General features: G+C 45.0%; 14 protein-coding genes. 12 read left to right on the top strand and 2 right to left on the bottom strand.

Annotation, left to right across the window (positions count from 1 at the left end; genetic code table 11):
• The first annotated feature begins 102 nt into the window (after positions 1–102).
• The gene (locus tag FE785_RS05930; protein WP_138564874.1) at positions 103–1,002 is read left to right on the top strand and encodes a DapH/DapD/GlmU-related protein; all 900 of its coding nucleotides are present in this window, start codon (positions 103–105) and stop codon (positions 1,000–1,002) included.
• 120 nt (positions 1,003–1,122) lie between these two features.
• Positions 1,123–1,500 carry a VOC family protein gene (locus FE785_RS05925; RefSeq protein ID WP_138564873.1) on the top strand — a complete coding sequence of 126 codons (378 nt, stop codon included), beginning with the start codon at positions 1,123–1,125 and terminating at the stop codon, positions 1,498–1,500.
• Between the two features lie 46 nt (positions 1,501–1,546).
• Here FE785_RS05925 and glnD read toward each other — a convergent pair whose 3' ends face one another.
• Positions 1,547–4,186: a [protein-PII] uridylyltransferase gene (gene glnD / locus FE785_RS05920; protein WP_138564872.1), complete on the bottom strand. Its 2,640-nt coding sequence runs from the start codon at positions 4,184–4,186 to the stop codon at positions 1,547–1,549.
• Between the two features lie 43 nt (positions 4,187–4,229).
• Positions 4,230–5,018 (bottom strand): type I methionyl aminopeptidase, encoded by a 789-nt coding sequence (gene map / locus FE785_RS05915; protein WP_138564871.1) that lies wholly within the window; start codon positions 5,016–5,018, stop codon positions 4,230–4,232.
• A 440-nt stretch (positions 5,019–5,458) separates the two neighbouring features.
• Here map and rpsB point away from each other — a divergent pair, with 440 nt between their 5' ends.
• From rpsB to lpxD, 10 genes are all read left to right on the top strand, one after another.
• Entirely contained in the window at positions 5,459–6,199 is a 741-nt protein-coding gene (gene rpsB / locus FE785_RS05910; RefSeq protein WP_138564870.1) for a 30S ribosomal protein S2, read from the top strand.
• A gap of 70 nt (positions 6,200–6,269) precedes the next feature.
• Entirely contained in the window at positions 6,270–7,154 is an 885-nt protein-coding gene (tsf, locus tag FE785_RS05905; protein WP_138564869.1) for a translation elongation factor Ts, read from the top strand.
• Positions 7,155–7,346: 192 nt separating this feature from the next.
• Complete coding sequence (pyrH, locus tag FE785_RS05900; RefSeq protein ID WP_138564868.1) at positions 7,347–8,066, top strand: UMP kinase; 720 nt, start codon at positions 7,347–7,349, stop codon at positions 8,064–8,066.
• 2 nt (positions 8,067–8,068) lie between these two features.
• Positions 8,069–8,626, top strand: a complete 558-nt coding sequence (frr, locus tag FE785_RS05895) for a ribosome recycling factor (protein ID WP_138564867.1) — start codon at positions 8,069–8,071, stop codon at positions 8,624–8,626.
• Positions 8,627–8,796: 170 nt separating this feature from the next.
• A complete protein-coding gene (locus FE785_RS05890) occupies positions 8,797–9,537 on the top strand; it encodes an isoprenyl transferase (RefSeq protein ID WP_202978284.1) in 741 nt (246 codons plus the stop codon).
• Complete coding sequence (locus tag FE785_RS05885) at positions 9,531–10,337, top strand: phosphatidate cytidylyltransferase (RefSeq protein ID WP_138564866.1); 807 nt, start codon at positions 9,531–9,533, stop codon at positions 10,335–10,337. The genes FE785_RS05890 and FE785_RS05885 overlap by 7 nt, the downstream gene beginning before the upstream one ends.
• 51 nt (positions 10,338–10,388) lie before the next feature.
• The gene (rseP, locus tag FE785_RS05880; RefSeq protein WP_138564865.1) at positions 10,389–11,801 is read left to right on the top strand and encodes an RIP metalloprotease RseP; all 1,413 of its coding nucleotides are present in this window, start codon (positions 10,389–10,391) and stop codon (positions 11,799–11,801) included.
• A gap of 1 nt (position 11,802) precedes the next feature.
• Positions 11,803–14,085: an outer membrane protein assembly factor BamA gene (gene bamA / locus FE785_RS05875; protein ID WP_238696220.1), complete on the top strand. Its 2,283-nt coding sequence runs from the start codon at positions 11,803–11,805 to the stop codon at positions 14,083–14,085.
• A gap of 148 nt (positions 14,086–14,233) precedes the next feature.
• Positions 14,234–14,770: an OmpH/Skp family outer membrane protein gene (locus tag FE785_RS05870; RefSeq protein WP_138564863.1), complete on the top strand. Its 537-nt coding sequence runs from the start codon at positions 14,234–14,236 to the stop codon at positions 14,768–14,770.
• Positions 14,771–14,787: 17 nt separating this feature from the next.
• Complete coding sequence (gene lpxD, locus FE785_RS05865) at positions 14,788–15,816, top strand: UDP-3-O-(3-hydroxymyristoyl)glucosamine N-acyltransferase (protein WP_138564862.1); 1,029 nt, start codon at positions 14,788–14,790, stop codon at positions 15,814–15,816.
• Positions 15,817–15,851: the final 35 nt, after the last annotated feature.

Below are 15,851 nucleotides of genomic sequence, written 5' to 3'. Positions count from 1 at the left end.
GAAAAATATGTTGTGAAGTTTTGTTGTCCAGCGCCAGAAAAGGTATAATTTACAGCTTATTGAGTTTCGATATTACAGTAAAAATATAAAGAGAAGAGCATTATGACAATCAAGCGAGTCGGTCACCGTTACAGCGATGCTAAAACCGGTGCAACCCTAGATGTATGGTTTCCACGTTCAAATAAAGAAATCGCCCGTAACTGTCCGGCATTAAAGGCCGGTATCATCAAAAGTGATTTTGTAACCGTAGAGATCGCTTCGGTAGATGATGCTCCTCAATCGGCAGAAGACGCTTATTTACGTCTGCACCTGCTTTCTGAGTGCGCTTATAAGCCGCATGAGATCAATCTTGATGGTGTTTTCGGTCTATTGAACAATGTGGCTTGGACCAGTGCCGGGCCAGTCTTGCCATCAGAAGTTGAAAATCTACGTGAGGCGATTGCCGGTGAAGCGGTTCAGTTCAATGTCACTTCAATCGACAAGTTCCCTCGTATGACGGATTATGTGATTCCTGAAGGTGTACGTATCGGTGATGCTGACCGTGTCCGTCTAGGTGCCCACTTGGCACCTGGTACAACGATTATGCACGAAGGTTTTGTTAACTTTAACGCCGGTACTTTGGGTAACTCCATGGTTGAAGGACGAATCAGTGCGGGTGTTGTGGTAGCGGAAAACTCTGATATCGGCGGTGGTGCCTCAATCATGGGTACCCTGTCTGGTGGTGGTAAGCAGGTTATCAAAATGGGACAGCGCAACCTATTGGGTGCCAATGCCGGTCTGGGTATCTCGTTGGGTGATGACTGTATTGTCGAGTCGGGTCTTTATCTAACGGCAGGAACCAAGGTTAAGATGCCGGATGGTTCGATTGTCTCGGCGCGTGATTTATCCGGTCAGTCCAAGCTGTTGTTCCGTCGTCACAGTCAAACGGGTGAAGTGCAAGCGATTGTCACCGATGGTACCTTGTGGGGTGGTTTGAACTCGACGCTGCATAATAACGACTAATTGATCTGGTCGGACTGTTTTATAGTCTGCAAAAAATCAATTGAAAACCCAGGTTGGTGAAGCGATGGCTTTCCACTTGGGTTTTTTTATAACCAATAAATGTTTTATCTAGAGGGTTTTATGGCAAAGCTTTTAGGGTTGGATCATATCAGTATTATTGTTAAGGACGCCGAGGCTTCACTCAAATTCTATCAAGCGTTGTTGGGGGTTGAGTTGATGTCGCGACCGAACTTGGGTTTTCCCGGTTATTGGGTTGATTTTTTTGCCGGGCAGAGTCTGCATATTATGCAAATAGCCGATCCTAACGAAGGCACGAAAAGGCCGGAGCATGGAGGGCGTGATTATCATTTTGCCATCAGGGTGGATGACTTGAGCTCTTTTCAAGACAAGCTTGATGCGATGCAGCATAGCTATACTTTGAGCAAATCGGGTAGGCGGGCGCTTTTTACCAGAGATTTGGATAATAACGCCTTAGAGTTATTAGAATATAGCGTCTGAGTCGGTGCTATCTATTGAAATGTTTTTAAAACAATAAGTTGCAATATTATTTATTGATCATTTCCAACAGCTTTTCGGTTAAGCGCTGCTGGCGCTCCTTGCTTTTTATGGCGTGGTTGTCCGTGTCGCTAATCAGAAAAACGTCTTCGGCCTTTTCACCCACAGTGTGGATTTTGGCATCGTGCAAGCGGATATTTTCCGATTTTAATGCGCACCCGATACGGGCCAATAAACCGGAGATGTCTTTGGTGCTAATGCTTAGCTCGGTAATGCCATCATTGATCTGGTCAAATTCAATCTCTGTCGGCGTTTCAAAGTGGCGGATACGACGACTGGCAATTTGCTGGCGCTGTTCCAGATCGCCGATTTCATCTTGTTCTATCTGGTATTTAACACTTTGTAGAATTTCTTCATGGCGCTGTGCTTCAATGTAGTTCTGGGTATCGCGGTCAAGGAAGTAGAGCACCACCAGTGTCATTTTATCGTTACTTCCGAAAACACGTGCTTCGACAACATCGGTATTCAAACGATCGAGCACATAGGCGATGTGCGCAAACAGGAAGTCTCTATCCGGCATGTAGATAATCAACTCGGAGGCACCGCGATTGGTCTGTTCGCGTAAAAAGACATGGTTATCGTCGTGTGGTAGCTGATAAAGCAGCTTAGTCATACGAGCCACTTCAGGCGGCGTTTGACGGCTGAAGAAGTCGGTGTCGCTAAAACTTGACCATAACGCATTAAATTGCGCCGTGCTGATGTCGCGCTTGGCGAGTATTTCACGAGCCTTCTCTTGGGTCTGCAGCGCTTTGTTTTCTCGGTCTTTCGGTGAGTTGATGTTAAGTGCCAGTACCTTGGTGGTTTCATTGTAAAGCTCAAGAAATAGCGAGTTTTTCCAATCATTCCAAACATCGGGCGATGTTGCACAAACATCGGCGACTGTTAGCAGGTACAGATAGTCGAGATGCTGTTGGTCGCCGACCAGTTTGGCAAAGTATTGAATGACTTTTGGGTCGCTTAAATCTTTTTTCTGTGCGATACCGGAAAAATCCAAGTGGCGACGTACCAGCCAGCTAATCATATCGGCATCTTTTTTCGATAGATTGTGGTGTTCTGCAAATTCTAATGCATCGACGGCACCAAGTATTTCATGGTCGCCATTGCGTCCTTTGGCAATATCGTGGAACAGGCCTGCCAAAAACAGCACTTCGGGTTTGCAGAGTTTTTTGGCAACCTGGTGCGCTGTAGGGAATTCATAGGCAAATTCGTCGACAAAAAAACGTCTCAGGTTGCGTATTACCAAAATGGTATGGTCATCAACGGTATAGGCGTGGAAGATATTAAACTGCATCAATCCGGTGATTTTCTTAAATACCGGCAGATAAGCGCCAAGCACGCCATAGCCATGCATGCGTTTGACTGCGGCATTAACCCCGCTAGGCTGGCGGAAAATCTCCAAAAACAACGCCTTGTTGATCGGGTCATTGCGGAAGCTGTCGTTGATCAAATGCAGATGGTCGCGAATCGAGCGAATGGCATTGGAGCGCAGGCCCTGCAGTTCAGGCAGGCTTTCTAAAATAATAAAGGCTTCCAGCAGGGCGGTCGGGTTTTTCTCGAAAACGCGAGGGTGCGAGATATCCAGATAGTTGTTGACGTTTTTAAAGTGGCTGTTAATCGGTTTTTCAAAACCGCTTTCATCGTCAAACAGTATTTCACGAAAATGCTGCATGAGGATTTCATTCATTTTCACCACGGTCTGCACATTGCGATAATAGCCGCTCATAAATTGTTCGACCGCCATCTTTTCGCTATTGTCCTCATAGCCGAAGCTTTCCGCGATATTTTGCTGTAAATCGAACTGCAAACGGTCTTCACGACGTTTTTTCTGGTGTTGCAGGGCGAATCGTATACGGTTGAGGTATTTGCTCGCCGCTTCGATCTCGACAAACTCCTCCGGACTGAGGAAGTTGCGTTGTACCAGCTCATTGATAGAGTGGGCGTTGAAATGACGTTTTGCTACCCAGAAGATGTTTTGAATGTCACGCAGCCCACCAGGACTTTCTTTGATGTTTGGCTCTAATTGATAGATGGTGTCGTTAAAGCGCTTGTGGCGGCGTGTCTGCTCGTCAAACTTGGCTTCAAAAAATGCGCGGCTAGGCCAATAGTTTGAACTTTTGTTCCACAGTTGCTGAAGGCGCTCAAACTGTTCGTAGTTGCCGGTAATCCAGCGAGCCTCAAGCAGGTTGGTGGCGATGGTGACGTCTTCCAAACCGGTTTCATAGCATTCATCAAAGCTGCGGATGGCATGACCGACATCAAAGCCTAGGTCCCATAAAAAAGTGATGAATTGGGAGAATTCGTCACAAGATTCTTCGCAGTTGTCGCAGATAATCAGCAGGTCAATATCCGAGTAGGGGTGCAGTTCGCCGCGGCCATAACCACCAACGGCAAGCAGGGCGCTGTTTTCATTGTTAATCATTAACTGCCACATCTTCTTTAAGATCTGGTCAATAAATGTCGAGCGCTCTTTTAGCAGTTCGGCAACCGCAGCCCCTTGCTCGTAGCGTTGAAACTGATAGTCGGTAAAGGTCTTTAGCACATTGCGACCGGCGCTCAGTTTTTCGGCGTGAGTGGATTCTTTATTATCGAGTGTGACAATAAAGCTGGGGATGTTGATCGCTTCTGACATGCTTTTGCCTAGCCCTGTATCTGTGCGTTTAAATTATGGTAGCTTATTGTTTAGGCAGAAAAGGCTGTTCACCGGTTCTTAGGGTGAAGATTTCATAACCGGTTTCGGTGACCATTAGGGTGTGCTCCCACTGTGCAGACAGTTTGCGGTCTTTAGTGACCACCGTCCAATTGTCGCCAAGCAGTTTTACCGGAGCCTTGCCTTGGTTGATCATCGGTTCAATGGTAAAAACCATGCCCGGTTTTAAAATAATCTCTTTTAATTCTTCGGCAGCGTAATGCAATACTTGTGGCGGTTCGTGGAATTCCGCGCCAATACCGTGACCACAGTATTCGCGTACAACGGAAAAGTTGTTGTTTTCGGCATGTTGCTGGATCACCGCTGCGACATCGTAAAGTGTCGCATTGGGCTTGACCTGTTCAATACCTAACCATAGACATTCACGAGCAACATTGCATAAACGGCTGGCAAAAGGTTTAACCGGTTCAAGCTCAAACATGCGGCTGGTGTCACCGTGATAACCGTCTTTGATCACGGTTACATCGATATTGACAATATCACCTTTTTTTAAGGTTTTATTGTCATCCGGGATACCGTGGCAAACTACTTGGTTAATGGAAATGCAGCTAGAAGCCGGGAAACCATGGTAGTTAAGGGTGGCTGGAATAGCCTGCTGTTCTTCGGTGATGTATTTATGCATGATCTGGTTGAGTTCACCGGTGCTGATGCCGGGTTTGACATATGGTTCAATCATCTCAAGTACATCTGCGGCAAGCTTGCCTGCAATGCGCATTTTTTCAATTTCTTCGGCAGTTTTGATTTTGATTTCCATAAAATCTTTTTTGCATCCGTTTTTTATATTAATTGGCTGAGTGTTTTGGCATTCAGGGCGTTAATTTAACCGCATACTAACATCCATTGTCGGCTTATTAAATGCTAAATAACGCTAAAATAAAAACTTATATAATGGGTATTGTACTGTTTTGCTCAGGTTAATGCCGTTTTGTGCAAAAACGAAAGCGCTTTGTCTGAGCAATTTACGTTTCGTTAAGCCGTAGTTAGGCCATAAAAAGATACAGAATAATTTGTGTCTTTTGCCGAAGTGTGGTATAAATGCCGCGCCTTTCGAATGAGAGGAATTTTAACAGAAAATCCGCACGTTTACCGACACATAAAACGGGGTGCCTGAAAACACTGTAAACGAGAGTTTATCGAGTTGTCAGGTTCGTATTATGGGTGAACGGAGGCTTAACCCAAATATTGGAGAAAATCATGGCAAAAGTAACCATGCGTCAAATGCTGGAAGCTGGTGTTCACTTCGGTCACCAGACTCGTTATTGGAACCCTAAGATGTCTCAGTACATCTTCGGAGCTCGCAACAACATTCATATCGTTAACCTAGAAAAGACTCAGCCTCTTTTTAACGATGCATTGAACTTTATGGGTTCAATCGCTGCAAACAAAGGTAAGGTGCTATTCGTTGGTACTAAGAAGGCCGCTCGTGAACTAGTTGCTCAAGAAGCGCAGCGTTGTGGTATGCCTTACATCAACCACCGTTGGTTGGGTGGTATGTTGACAAACTTCAAAACTATCAAGCAGTCTATCAAGCGTCTTAAAGAGCTTGAAGCGATGGAGCAGGATGGTACTTTTGAAAAGATCACCAAGCGTGAAGCGCTAACTCACACACGCCAGAAAGATAAGCTAGAACTTTCTCTTGGTGGTATCAAAGATATGCGCGCTATGCCGGATGCGATCTTTGTAATCGATACAGGTAACGAGTCTATCGCTATCAAAGAAGCGAAGAATCTAGGTATTCCAGTTATCGGTGTTGTTGATACAAACAACGATCCACGTGATGTTGATTATGTTATCCCTGGTAACGATGATGCGATCCGTGCGATCTCTCTATACCTATCAGCTGCTGCTGATGCGATTAACGAAGGTAAGGCGACTATCACTACTGCGGTAGAAGGTGATGACTTCGTTGAAGCGGAAGACAAAGCCGCTGAGTAATTAAAAAACATCGGCCTGAATACAGGCCGGTTTTTTTTTCAACCTAACAGAATCTATAGAGGGTATTAACATGGCTATTACAGCAGCAATGGTTAAAGAACTGCGTGAGATTACCAGCGCAGGTATGATGGATTGTAAAAAAGCGTTGGCTGAAACTGACGGTGATATGGATGCGGCGATTGAATTTCTACGCAAAAAAGGTATGGCTGGTGCGGATAAGAAAGCTGGTCGTGTTGCGGCAGAAGGTGTTATCGCTATCGCTGTGTCTGATGACAAGAAAAAAGCGGTTATCGCTGAAGTAAACTGTGAAACTGACTTCGTTGCCAAAGGTGATGAGTTCAAGAGCTTTGCAGATGAAATCGCCGCGATCGCTTTGGCAAACAACACTACAGATATCGACGCTATCATGGGCGCTACCATGGCTTCGGGCAAAACAGTTGATGAAACGCGTCGTGAATTGATTGCTAAAATCGGTGAGAATATGGCGTTGCGTCGTCTTGAGCTTGTTGAAACAAGTGGTCAAATCGGTCAGTACCAGCACGGTGAGAAAATCGGTGTTGTTGTCGATATGACAGGTGGTGACGAAGCACTTGCCCGTGACGTTGCTATGCATGTTGCAGCGGTTAAGCCTACAGCGGTTTCTGCTGACGACTTGGATCCTGCGGTTGTTGAGAAAGAGCGTGCGTTCCAAATCGAACAGGCTCAGTCTTCTGGTAAGCCAATGGAAATCATCGAGAAGATGATTGAGGGTCGTATGCGTAAGTTTGTTGGTGAAATTACGCTACTAGGTCAGTCTTTCGTTAAGGATCCTGATCAGACTGTTGAAAAACTGCTTAAGTCAAACAGTGCATCGGTTGCATCGTTTGTTCGTCTAGAAGTAGGCGAAGGTATCGAAATCGAACAGACTAACTTCGCAGACGAAGTTGCGCTAGCGGCTAAAGCTGTAACAGGTTAATTTGTTGTTTGATTGAAAGCCATGGTGTCTCCGTTGTAAAGCGGGGAGCCGTGGCTTTTTTGTATGTAAAATTCTTCAATAAGAGTTTTTTGCCAGTTGAACTTGTGAAAAATGCTAATCAACTAGCAAAACACTTTTTTTAAGGCCTATAATACGGCCTAAAACCCGTTAAAGAAAACCTAAGGAATAGGAATGGCTCTTAAGTATAAGCGTATATTGTTAAAGTTTAGTGGTGAGGCTCTGATGGGGCCGAACGATTTTGGCCTTGATGCAGACACGTTAAATAGTGTGGTTTCACAGGTTAAGGCATTGCGTGACTTAGGAGTTGAAGTCGGTATCGTCGTTGGCGGTGGTAATATTTTCCGTGGCGCACAAATCCAAAACTCCGGTATTCAGCGCACGACCGGCGATCATATGGGGATGATGGCAACCGTTATCAATGCCTTGGCATTGCGCGATGTGATTGAATCGCACGGAATGAAGTCTCAGGTATTATCAGCCATGTCGATTGAAGGTGTGTCTACCGGATTCAATGCCAATGTGGTGAAAAAACAGCTGGCCAGTGGCGAAGTTTTGGTATTTGCTGCGGGAACCGGTAGCCCGTTTTTCACTACGGATACTGCTGCGGCATTGCGCGGTATCGAGATCGGTGCAGATATCGTTCTGAAGGCGACTAAGGTTGACGGCATCTATACCGCGGATCCGGTAAAGGATTCCAGTGCAACGCGTTACCAGTCGCTTTCTTATGATGAAGTAATTCAAAAGAATTTGCAGGTTATGGATATGACGGCTTTTGTCTTGTGTCGTGATCATAAGATGCCAATTCGTGTATTTGATATGTTTAAAGATAATGCGGTTATCCGTATTGTTAAAGGTGAAGATGAAGGCACCTTGGTGGGTGAGGGAGAATAAAAATGTTGAACGAAATTCAAGCAGATGCAAAAAGCCGTATGCAGAAATCGGTGGAAAATTTAGAGTCTAACTTTGCCAAGATTCGTACCGGCCGAGCTCACCCAAGTATCTTAGATGCGGTTTATGTTGAGTATTACGGTTCTGAAGTGCCGATCAGTCAGGTGGCCAATATCAACGTTGAAGATGCACGTACTTTGACGGTTCAACCATGGGAGCAGCCAATGGTTGCCAAGGTTGAAAAGGCGATTATGATGTCGGATTTGGGTATTAACCCGGTGACAGTCGGTAATTTGATGCGCATTCCTATGCCACCGTTAACTGAAGAGCGTCGCCGCGATTTGACCAAGGTTGCTCGTGCCGAAGCGGAAACGGCGCGTGTGGCCATTCGTAATGTGCGTCGTGATGCTAATGGCGATGTTAAGGATCTACTGAAAGATAAAGAGATCACTGAAGATGAAGCGCGTCGTGCGGAAGATCAGATTCAAAAGATCACAGATGAAGCGACTGGGCAGGTAGATGATATGCTTGCTACCAAAGAAAAGGCTTTGATGGAAGTTTAAGCCTGATTGGCGACTCAGCCTTGATAAGGCGAATTTTGGGTCGATATTTGTGCGCATTTGCGGCATAATTAACCGGATTTAGTCGGTTTGTTAGCATCGTTAAATGCATAATGGGCCTTCAGAGTAATTTGCTCTAAGGCCTTTTTTATTGGTATATCCTCGGAGTGGTTTTGACCAGTTCATCTCAGCAATCTGTTTTATCTCAGCCTAAGCACATCGCCATTATTATGGATGGCAATGGTCGTTGGGCGAAAAACCGTTTTATGCCGCGTTTTGTCGGTCATCAAAAAGGGGCTAGTGCGGTTCGAAAGGTTGTGATGGGGTGCGCCAAACGTGGTATTGAAGCTTTGACGCTATTCGCCTTTAGCACGGAAAACTGGAAACGTCCTCCGGAAGAGGTCAATAAACTAATGGAGTTGTTTTTAAATGCCTTGCAAAAAGAGGTAGGCAAGCTGCATGACAATAATGTCCAGTTGCGTGTTATTGGTGACAAAACCGCTTTTAATGAGTCGATTCAAGAACATATAGCGAAAGCTGAAAAACTGACCGAGAATAATACCGGTCTGGTATTAACCATTGCCGCTAATTATGGTGGTCGTGCCGATATTGTCCGTGCGGTACAGGCCTGGCAGAAAGCCAATCCGAATAAGAGTGTTGAGTCTTTAAGTGAAGAGGAGCTCAATCAGTATGTTGCTTTAAGCGACATCGCATCTCCCGATTTGCTTATCCGTACCGGTGGTGAGCAACGAATCAGTAATTTTTTAATCTGGCAGAGTGCTTATGCAGAGCTCTATTTCAGCGACGTATTATGGCCGGATTTTTCAGAAAAACAGCTGGATGAGGCGATCGCCTCATTTGCCAAGCGCGAACGCCGTTTTGGTAAGACCAGCGAGCAGGTATCTAAGTGTTAAAGCAGAGAGTATTGACCGCCATCGTTTTGGTGGCGTTGTCGGTTTGGGGTCTATTTTTTACCAGTCAGTCGGTGTGGCATGGCTTATTATTAGCAGTCGGTTTTATTGCCGCTTGGGAATGGGCTGGATTTGCTCGCATCGATGCTCAGGCTTTACGTGCTACCTATGCCATGATTGTGACCTTAATCGCGAATTTTGCGACCCTGCAATTAGCGGACGACATACTGCTTTTTGCATTGGCCTTACAGCTTGTTTTTGTGGTCGCAGTGGTGACTCGTTACCAACGTAGTCACGGTGCAGCGGGTATTCAGTCGATGCTCTTGTTGTTGTTTGTCGGCGTATTATTGATAGTACCGTTTGTTGTGACGATGACTAAATTCCGCGCTGAATTCGGTGGTTTGGCATTGTTATCAACGTTGGCTCTTATTTGGTTGATGGATAGCGGCGCTTATTTCAGTGGCCGAAAATTCGGTAAGGATAAGTTGGCTGTCCATGTGAGTCCTGGTAAGACCTGGCAGGGCGTCTATGGTGGTGCTCTGGTGAGTTTTGGCGGTGCTTTATTGGTCGCATTGATGTTTGTCTCAAACGGATTTGTGTCTCTGCTGATTTTTGCCTTGTTGTTAACTTTAATTGCGGTGTACTCTGTTTTCGGTGACCTGTTTGAGAGTGTGTTGAAGCGTCAGGTCGGTTTAAAAGACAGTGGCAAAATTTTGCCCGGACATGGCGGTGTGTTGGATCGTATTGACAGCCTATTGGTGGCGGTGCCGTTATTTTATCTCGCCTGGCTCGCTTTTTTGTAATAGCTGCGGCAGCTAGTCTATTTTGCTGATTAAGTCCTAAAAGAGGTTCAATTGGATATATTTTGGTCTGTATTGGGATTTGTGGTGGTAATGGCGATTATTGTTACCATCCATGAGTGGGGGCATTATCAGGTTGGACGTTGGTTCAATGTTAAGGTGTTACGCTTTTCGGTCGGTTTCGGTAAACCTATCTATTCATGGCAGCGAGGTGAAACCGAGTTTGTTATAGCGCAAATTCCTCTTGGCGGTTACGTCAAATTTGCCGATGAAAGAGAAGCGCCTGTCGCCGCAGAAGATTTGGCACGCGCTTTCAATCGTCAAAATGTCTATAAACGTATTGCCATAGTTGCCGCGGGTCCTCTCATTAATTTATTGCTTGCTTGGTGGGTGTTTGCCGCCATGTTTATGATCGGCGTTAGTGGCTTTAAACCTTTAATTGCGTCTGTGGATGAACAGACGCCCTTAGCGCTTTCTGTGGCAGATGCAGGTTACTCAATCGAGCGTTTCAACTTATTGGCGCAAGCCAACCAACCTTGGCAGTTGGTGACCGTTAACCAGCAAGACACGCAATCTTGGCAGCAAGTTCAGCAGCAGCTATTACAAGCTTTGGCTTTGAATCAAAAAACGGTTACGGTTACTTTGCAAAATGACCTGCCGGATTCGTTGATCACGCTTCAATTACCTCTAGCAAAGCTGGATATCAATCAACCTAAGCAAAATTGGCTATCGATATTGGGCTTCAAACCGGCACGTCCTGATATGCCTGCCGTTGTAGATCAGGTTGTATCCGATGGCCCGGCAGCAAAAGCCGGGGTTCAAAGCGGCGATAAAATCCTCGCAATTGATGAAAAGCCTGTTTCTTCTTGGCAGGATTTTGTTAAAGTAGTGCAGTCGTCCGCAAATTCACTGATAACGCTTTCGGTTTTGCGTGACGGGGTAGAGCTGGAAAAAAAACTTATAGTTGGCAGTAAAAGCCTGCCTGACGGTAAACGGATTGGTGTCATTGGCCTAGGGGTTTATGTTGACCCCTTGGTGTTGCAAGAATATTCGACAGTGATACGTTTCGGTTTTCTTGATGCCTTGGATAAAGGTTATCAGCGTTCTGTAGAACTGGTGCAAATGAGTCTGGTCATGATTCAACGCATGTTGATCGGTGAGGTAAGTACCGATAACTTATCGGGTCCGATCAGTATCGCGCAGTTTTCAGGACAAGCTCTACAGTCCGGGTTGATCTCTTTTTTAAGTCTTCTTGGGTTATTGAGTTTAAGTATTGGGATCTTGAATTTATTGCCGATTCCAATGCTGGATGGAGGGCACCTAGTGTATTACTTCATCGAAATAATAAAAGGTTCACCGGTGAGTGAACGTTTTATGATTGTGGGGCAAATGATTGGGATGGCATTAATTGCTGGACTCACATTGCTTGCTTTGTTTAACGATTTTATAAGAATATCTCATGGTTAATATGTCGCAGCAAACATTTAAGAATAAAGTCTTATCAGCAGCTATCACTTCAATTTTATTTACCCCAGCCATCGCAAATGCTTTTACCGTCAATCAGATAAAGGTTGAGGGTGCTAAAAAAATCGGTCAAGAAACCGTCACCAGTTATCTTAATGTCAATAAAGGCTCCGATCTTGATGCGCAAGCGATTCAAGATAGTATTCAGCGTTTGTATAAAACCGGTTTTTTCCAGGACGTCGCGCTTTTTGAAGGTGCTAATGGCACCTTGATTGTTAAGGTTGTCGAGCGGCCGTCTATTGCCGAGATCACTTTTGAGGGCAATGAGCTTATAGAAACCGAAGCCTTAACAACCGCCTTGGATACCATCGGGTTGAAAAAAGGTCGAGTCTATAACAATGCGCAACTGGATCAGGTTATTGTCGATCTGAAACGACGTTATCAGAACCAGGGGTACTATGCGGCCAGTATCGATATTCAAACCTCGGAAATGGATCGTGACCGTGTCGCTATCAAGGTAGTGATTAATGAAGGTGAGCCAGCAACCATTGGTCGTATCAACCTGGTAGGTAACAATATTTACAGCGATGATCGCCTTAAAGCCAAGATGCAGATGGAAGAAGGTGGCGACGATAAATATTCCAAACCGAAAATGGAAGCCGATATTGAAACCATTAAATCCTTCTATATGGATAACGGTTATGCCGATTTTAAAGTACGCTCATCTCAAGTGAGTATTTCCGCCGACCAGACCAAGGTGTTCACCACTATCAATATGACCGAGGGTGCTCAGTTTAAAATTGATCAGGTTGATTATATTGGTGAATTAATCATCGGTCGTGATGAAGTCGAGCAATTGGTCGATGTCAAAGCAGGTGATATCTTCTCTCGTAGCAAAATTATTGATGCCGTGAATAAAATACGTGATCGTTTAAGTGAAGAGGGCTATGCTTTTGCGGAAGTCGCTCCTGAAACTTTGATTGACCGTGAAAACAATACCATTAGCCTGAATTTTAAAGTCGAGCCGAAAAAGCGTGTTTATATTCGTCGTATCGAAATAGAAGGCAATACACGAACGCGTGATCATGTTATTCGTCGTGAAATGCGTCAAATGGAAAGCGCGCCATATTCTTTGAAATCGGTTCGTCAGTCTAAAGAGCGAATTCAACGTTTAGGGTTCTTCCTGACATCGGATGTTCAGACCGAGCGTGTCTCGGAAGATCAAGTTGACTTGATCGTTAAGGTCGAAGAGCAGCCGACCGGTTCATTTACCGCCGGTATCGGTTATTCTCAGGTTGATGGAGCCAGTTTCAACGTCGGTGTATCGGAACGTAACTTTATCGGTAGCGGTCACCAGCTTGATTTTAAAGTTGCCAGTAGTGCGGCAAGAAAAACCGCCGATATCGGCGTAACCAATCCTTACTTTACCGAAGATGGTGTGAGTCTAGGGGTCGGTTTCTATTACAGTGAAATCGATGCGACAGAATTGGATGTGGCCGACTACACCACCAATAACCTTGGTGTACGCACCTCATTGGGTTATCCGATCAGTGAAACCGATTCTCTGAACTATGGTTTGAAATTCGATAATCAGGATTTGGTCTGCGCAAATACATTTACCTATTGTAATGATTATGTCGCCCAAAACGGCAAGAGTAATAGCGCAGTCTTGTTTACAATGGGTTGGAATCACAACTCGACCAATGCGTTTTACTTCCCGACAGAAGGTCATAAGACCAGCCTGTCTTTAGAGGCGGCGATTCCTGCAACCACGGATGCGCCTTTTTATAAGGTTTATGCCAGTGAAAGCTGGTTTACACCGATCAGTGAAAACTTTACCTTACAGTTGAAAACAGGATTGGCGTTCGGTGATGGTTACGGTGAGTTGACCGAATTACCGTTCTTCGAGCGCTTTTATGCCGGTGGTATCGGCTCGGTGCGCGGCTTTGAACCGAACTCATTAGGGCCGCAGTTTGATTATGCGACAGACGGCAGTTCAAGTCCTGCCGGTGGTGCCGTTAAGTTTAACGGTACGGTCGGTATCGTTTCACCAGTACCTTTGATTGAAGATTCAAGCAATGCGCGTATTACCATGTTCTTTGATTTTGGTAATGTTTATACCGATTTCGATGCGGTTGACTTGGCTGAATTACGTGCAGCGGTTGGATTAGGGGTTTCTTGGATTACACCGGTGGGTCCTTTGACATTCAGTTTGGCTAGGGCGGTTGCCACCAAGGAAGATGACCAGTTGCAAAACTTCCAGTTTACTTTAGGTGCGGGATTCTAATTTTAGGCTAGTGGTTTTTGTCCGATAAAAGGAATTGTTCAAAACAGTAGATTTGTCGGGCGAAAGCTAGCCAATCGGGCTTTTTTTAAGGTAAAATCGGTCTGCTAAAATAAAAAAATAGCCATAAAATTAAATACGGATGGATTAGATGTTGAGATTTTTTAAATTCAGCTTTGCTGCATTATTCTTAAGTTTTGTTACCTTTGCCTCTGCGGCACAAGGCGCTAAGCTTGGGGTGGTTAATGTTGCCTTATTATTAGAACAGGCGCCACAGGCAAAGTCAGCAACCTCATCGTTGGAAAAGGAGTTTTCTCCCCAGCAAGCTGAGTTGAAAAGTTTAGCTGCTAAGCTTGAAAAACAGCAGGCGGACTATCAGAAAAACAAGACTGTAATGAGTGACGCGCAGAAAATCACCAAAGAACGCGAAATCTCAATGCTGACCCGAGAAATCCAGCGTCGCCGCAATGATGTTCAGGAATTGCTAAACCTGCGTCGCAACGAGGAGTTGGCAAAGTTACAGAATATTGTCAATGAAGCGATTAAAACCATCGGTAAAAAACAGGATTTCGATCTGATTTTATATGAAGGGATTGCTTACACCAACGATCGTATCGATGTAACCAAAGATGTCTTGGATCATTTGGTTAAGATGAATAAGCAGCAACGCTCTGAATTCAATAAATAGATTTCCGGAGAGTGTTTGTGCAACTAGCCTCTATCCTAGAACAGCTTGCTCAAAACGCCATTTCTTATGAGCTGGTCGGCTCATCTGAGGTAGAGGTTGAGCAGGTTGCCCCGCTTGATAAAGCGGTATCGGGTCAAATCACCTTTCTTAGCGATAAAAAATACCAAACCTTTTTAAAAGACTCGAAAGCTTCGGCGGTTATAGTCAATCAAGCTAATGATGAGTTTGTTGGTACCCAGATTGTGGTCGCTAACCCTTATTATGTGTATGCCTTGGTCGCTCAAATTCTCAATCCCTTGAAAAAAGCCAAAGCCGGTATACACCAATCTGCGGTTATCGCCCATAGCGCCAAGCTGGCCGAAACCTGTGAGATTTCGGCTAATGCCGTAATCGGCGAAAATGTCACCATCGGAGAGGGCTGTTTTATCGGTCCAAATTGTGTGCTCGAAGACAATGTCTCTATTGGCAATAATTGTATTCTGAGAGCCAATGTCACCATTAATAATGACTGTCAGTTAGGCGATTCGGTGATTCTTGAGGCTGGCTGTGTGATTGGTGGCGACGGCTTCGGTTGGGCAAATAATCAGGGGGAATGGGTAAAAATTCCACAGATTGGTCGTGTTGTGATTGGCAGTAATGTGTCCATCGGTAATAACACAACGGTAGATCGAGGAGCGATTGATGACACCGTTATCGAGGATAACTGTATTATCGATAACATGGTGCATATAGCGCATAATGTCGTTATTGGCAGCGGTTCGGCGATTGCCGCGTTGACAGGGTTTGCCGGCAGCTCGTCACTGGGAAAAAATTGTACTGTTGCCGGTCAGGTTGGGTTTGCCGGACACATTCATATTGCCGATAATTGCCATTTTTTAGCCAAATCCGGTGTGACCAATGACATTAAGTCAGCAGGTGCCTATGCTGGCTTCCCGGCGATGGATGCTAAAGAGTGGCAAAAAAATACGGTGCGTTTGCGTCAAATCGATAAAATAAGTAAACAGATCAAAGTGCTGCAAAAACAGCTTGAGAGCCTGTCAGATTAATAATGAAATAAAAAATCAGGGTTATTGGAATAGAA

This window comes from Thiomicrorhabdus sediminis (genome assembly GCF_005885815.1).
Lineage (GTDB): Bacteria > Pseudomonadota > Gammaproteobacteria > Thiomicrospirales > Thiomicrospiraceae > Thiomicrorhabdus > Thiomicrorhabdus sediminis.
This window is presented reverse-complemented; position numbering and strand designations above follow the sequence as displayed.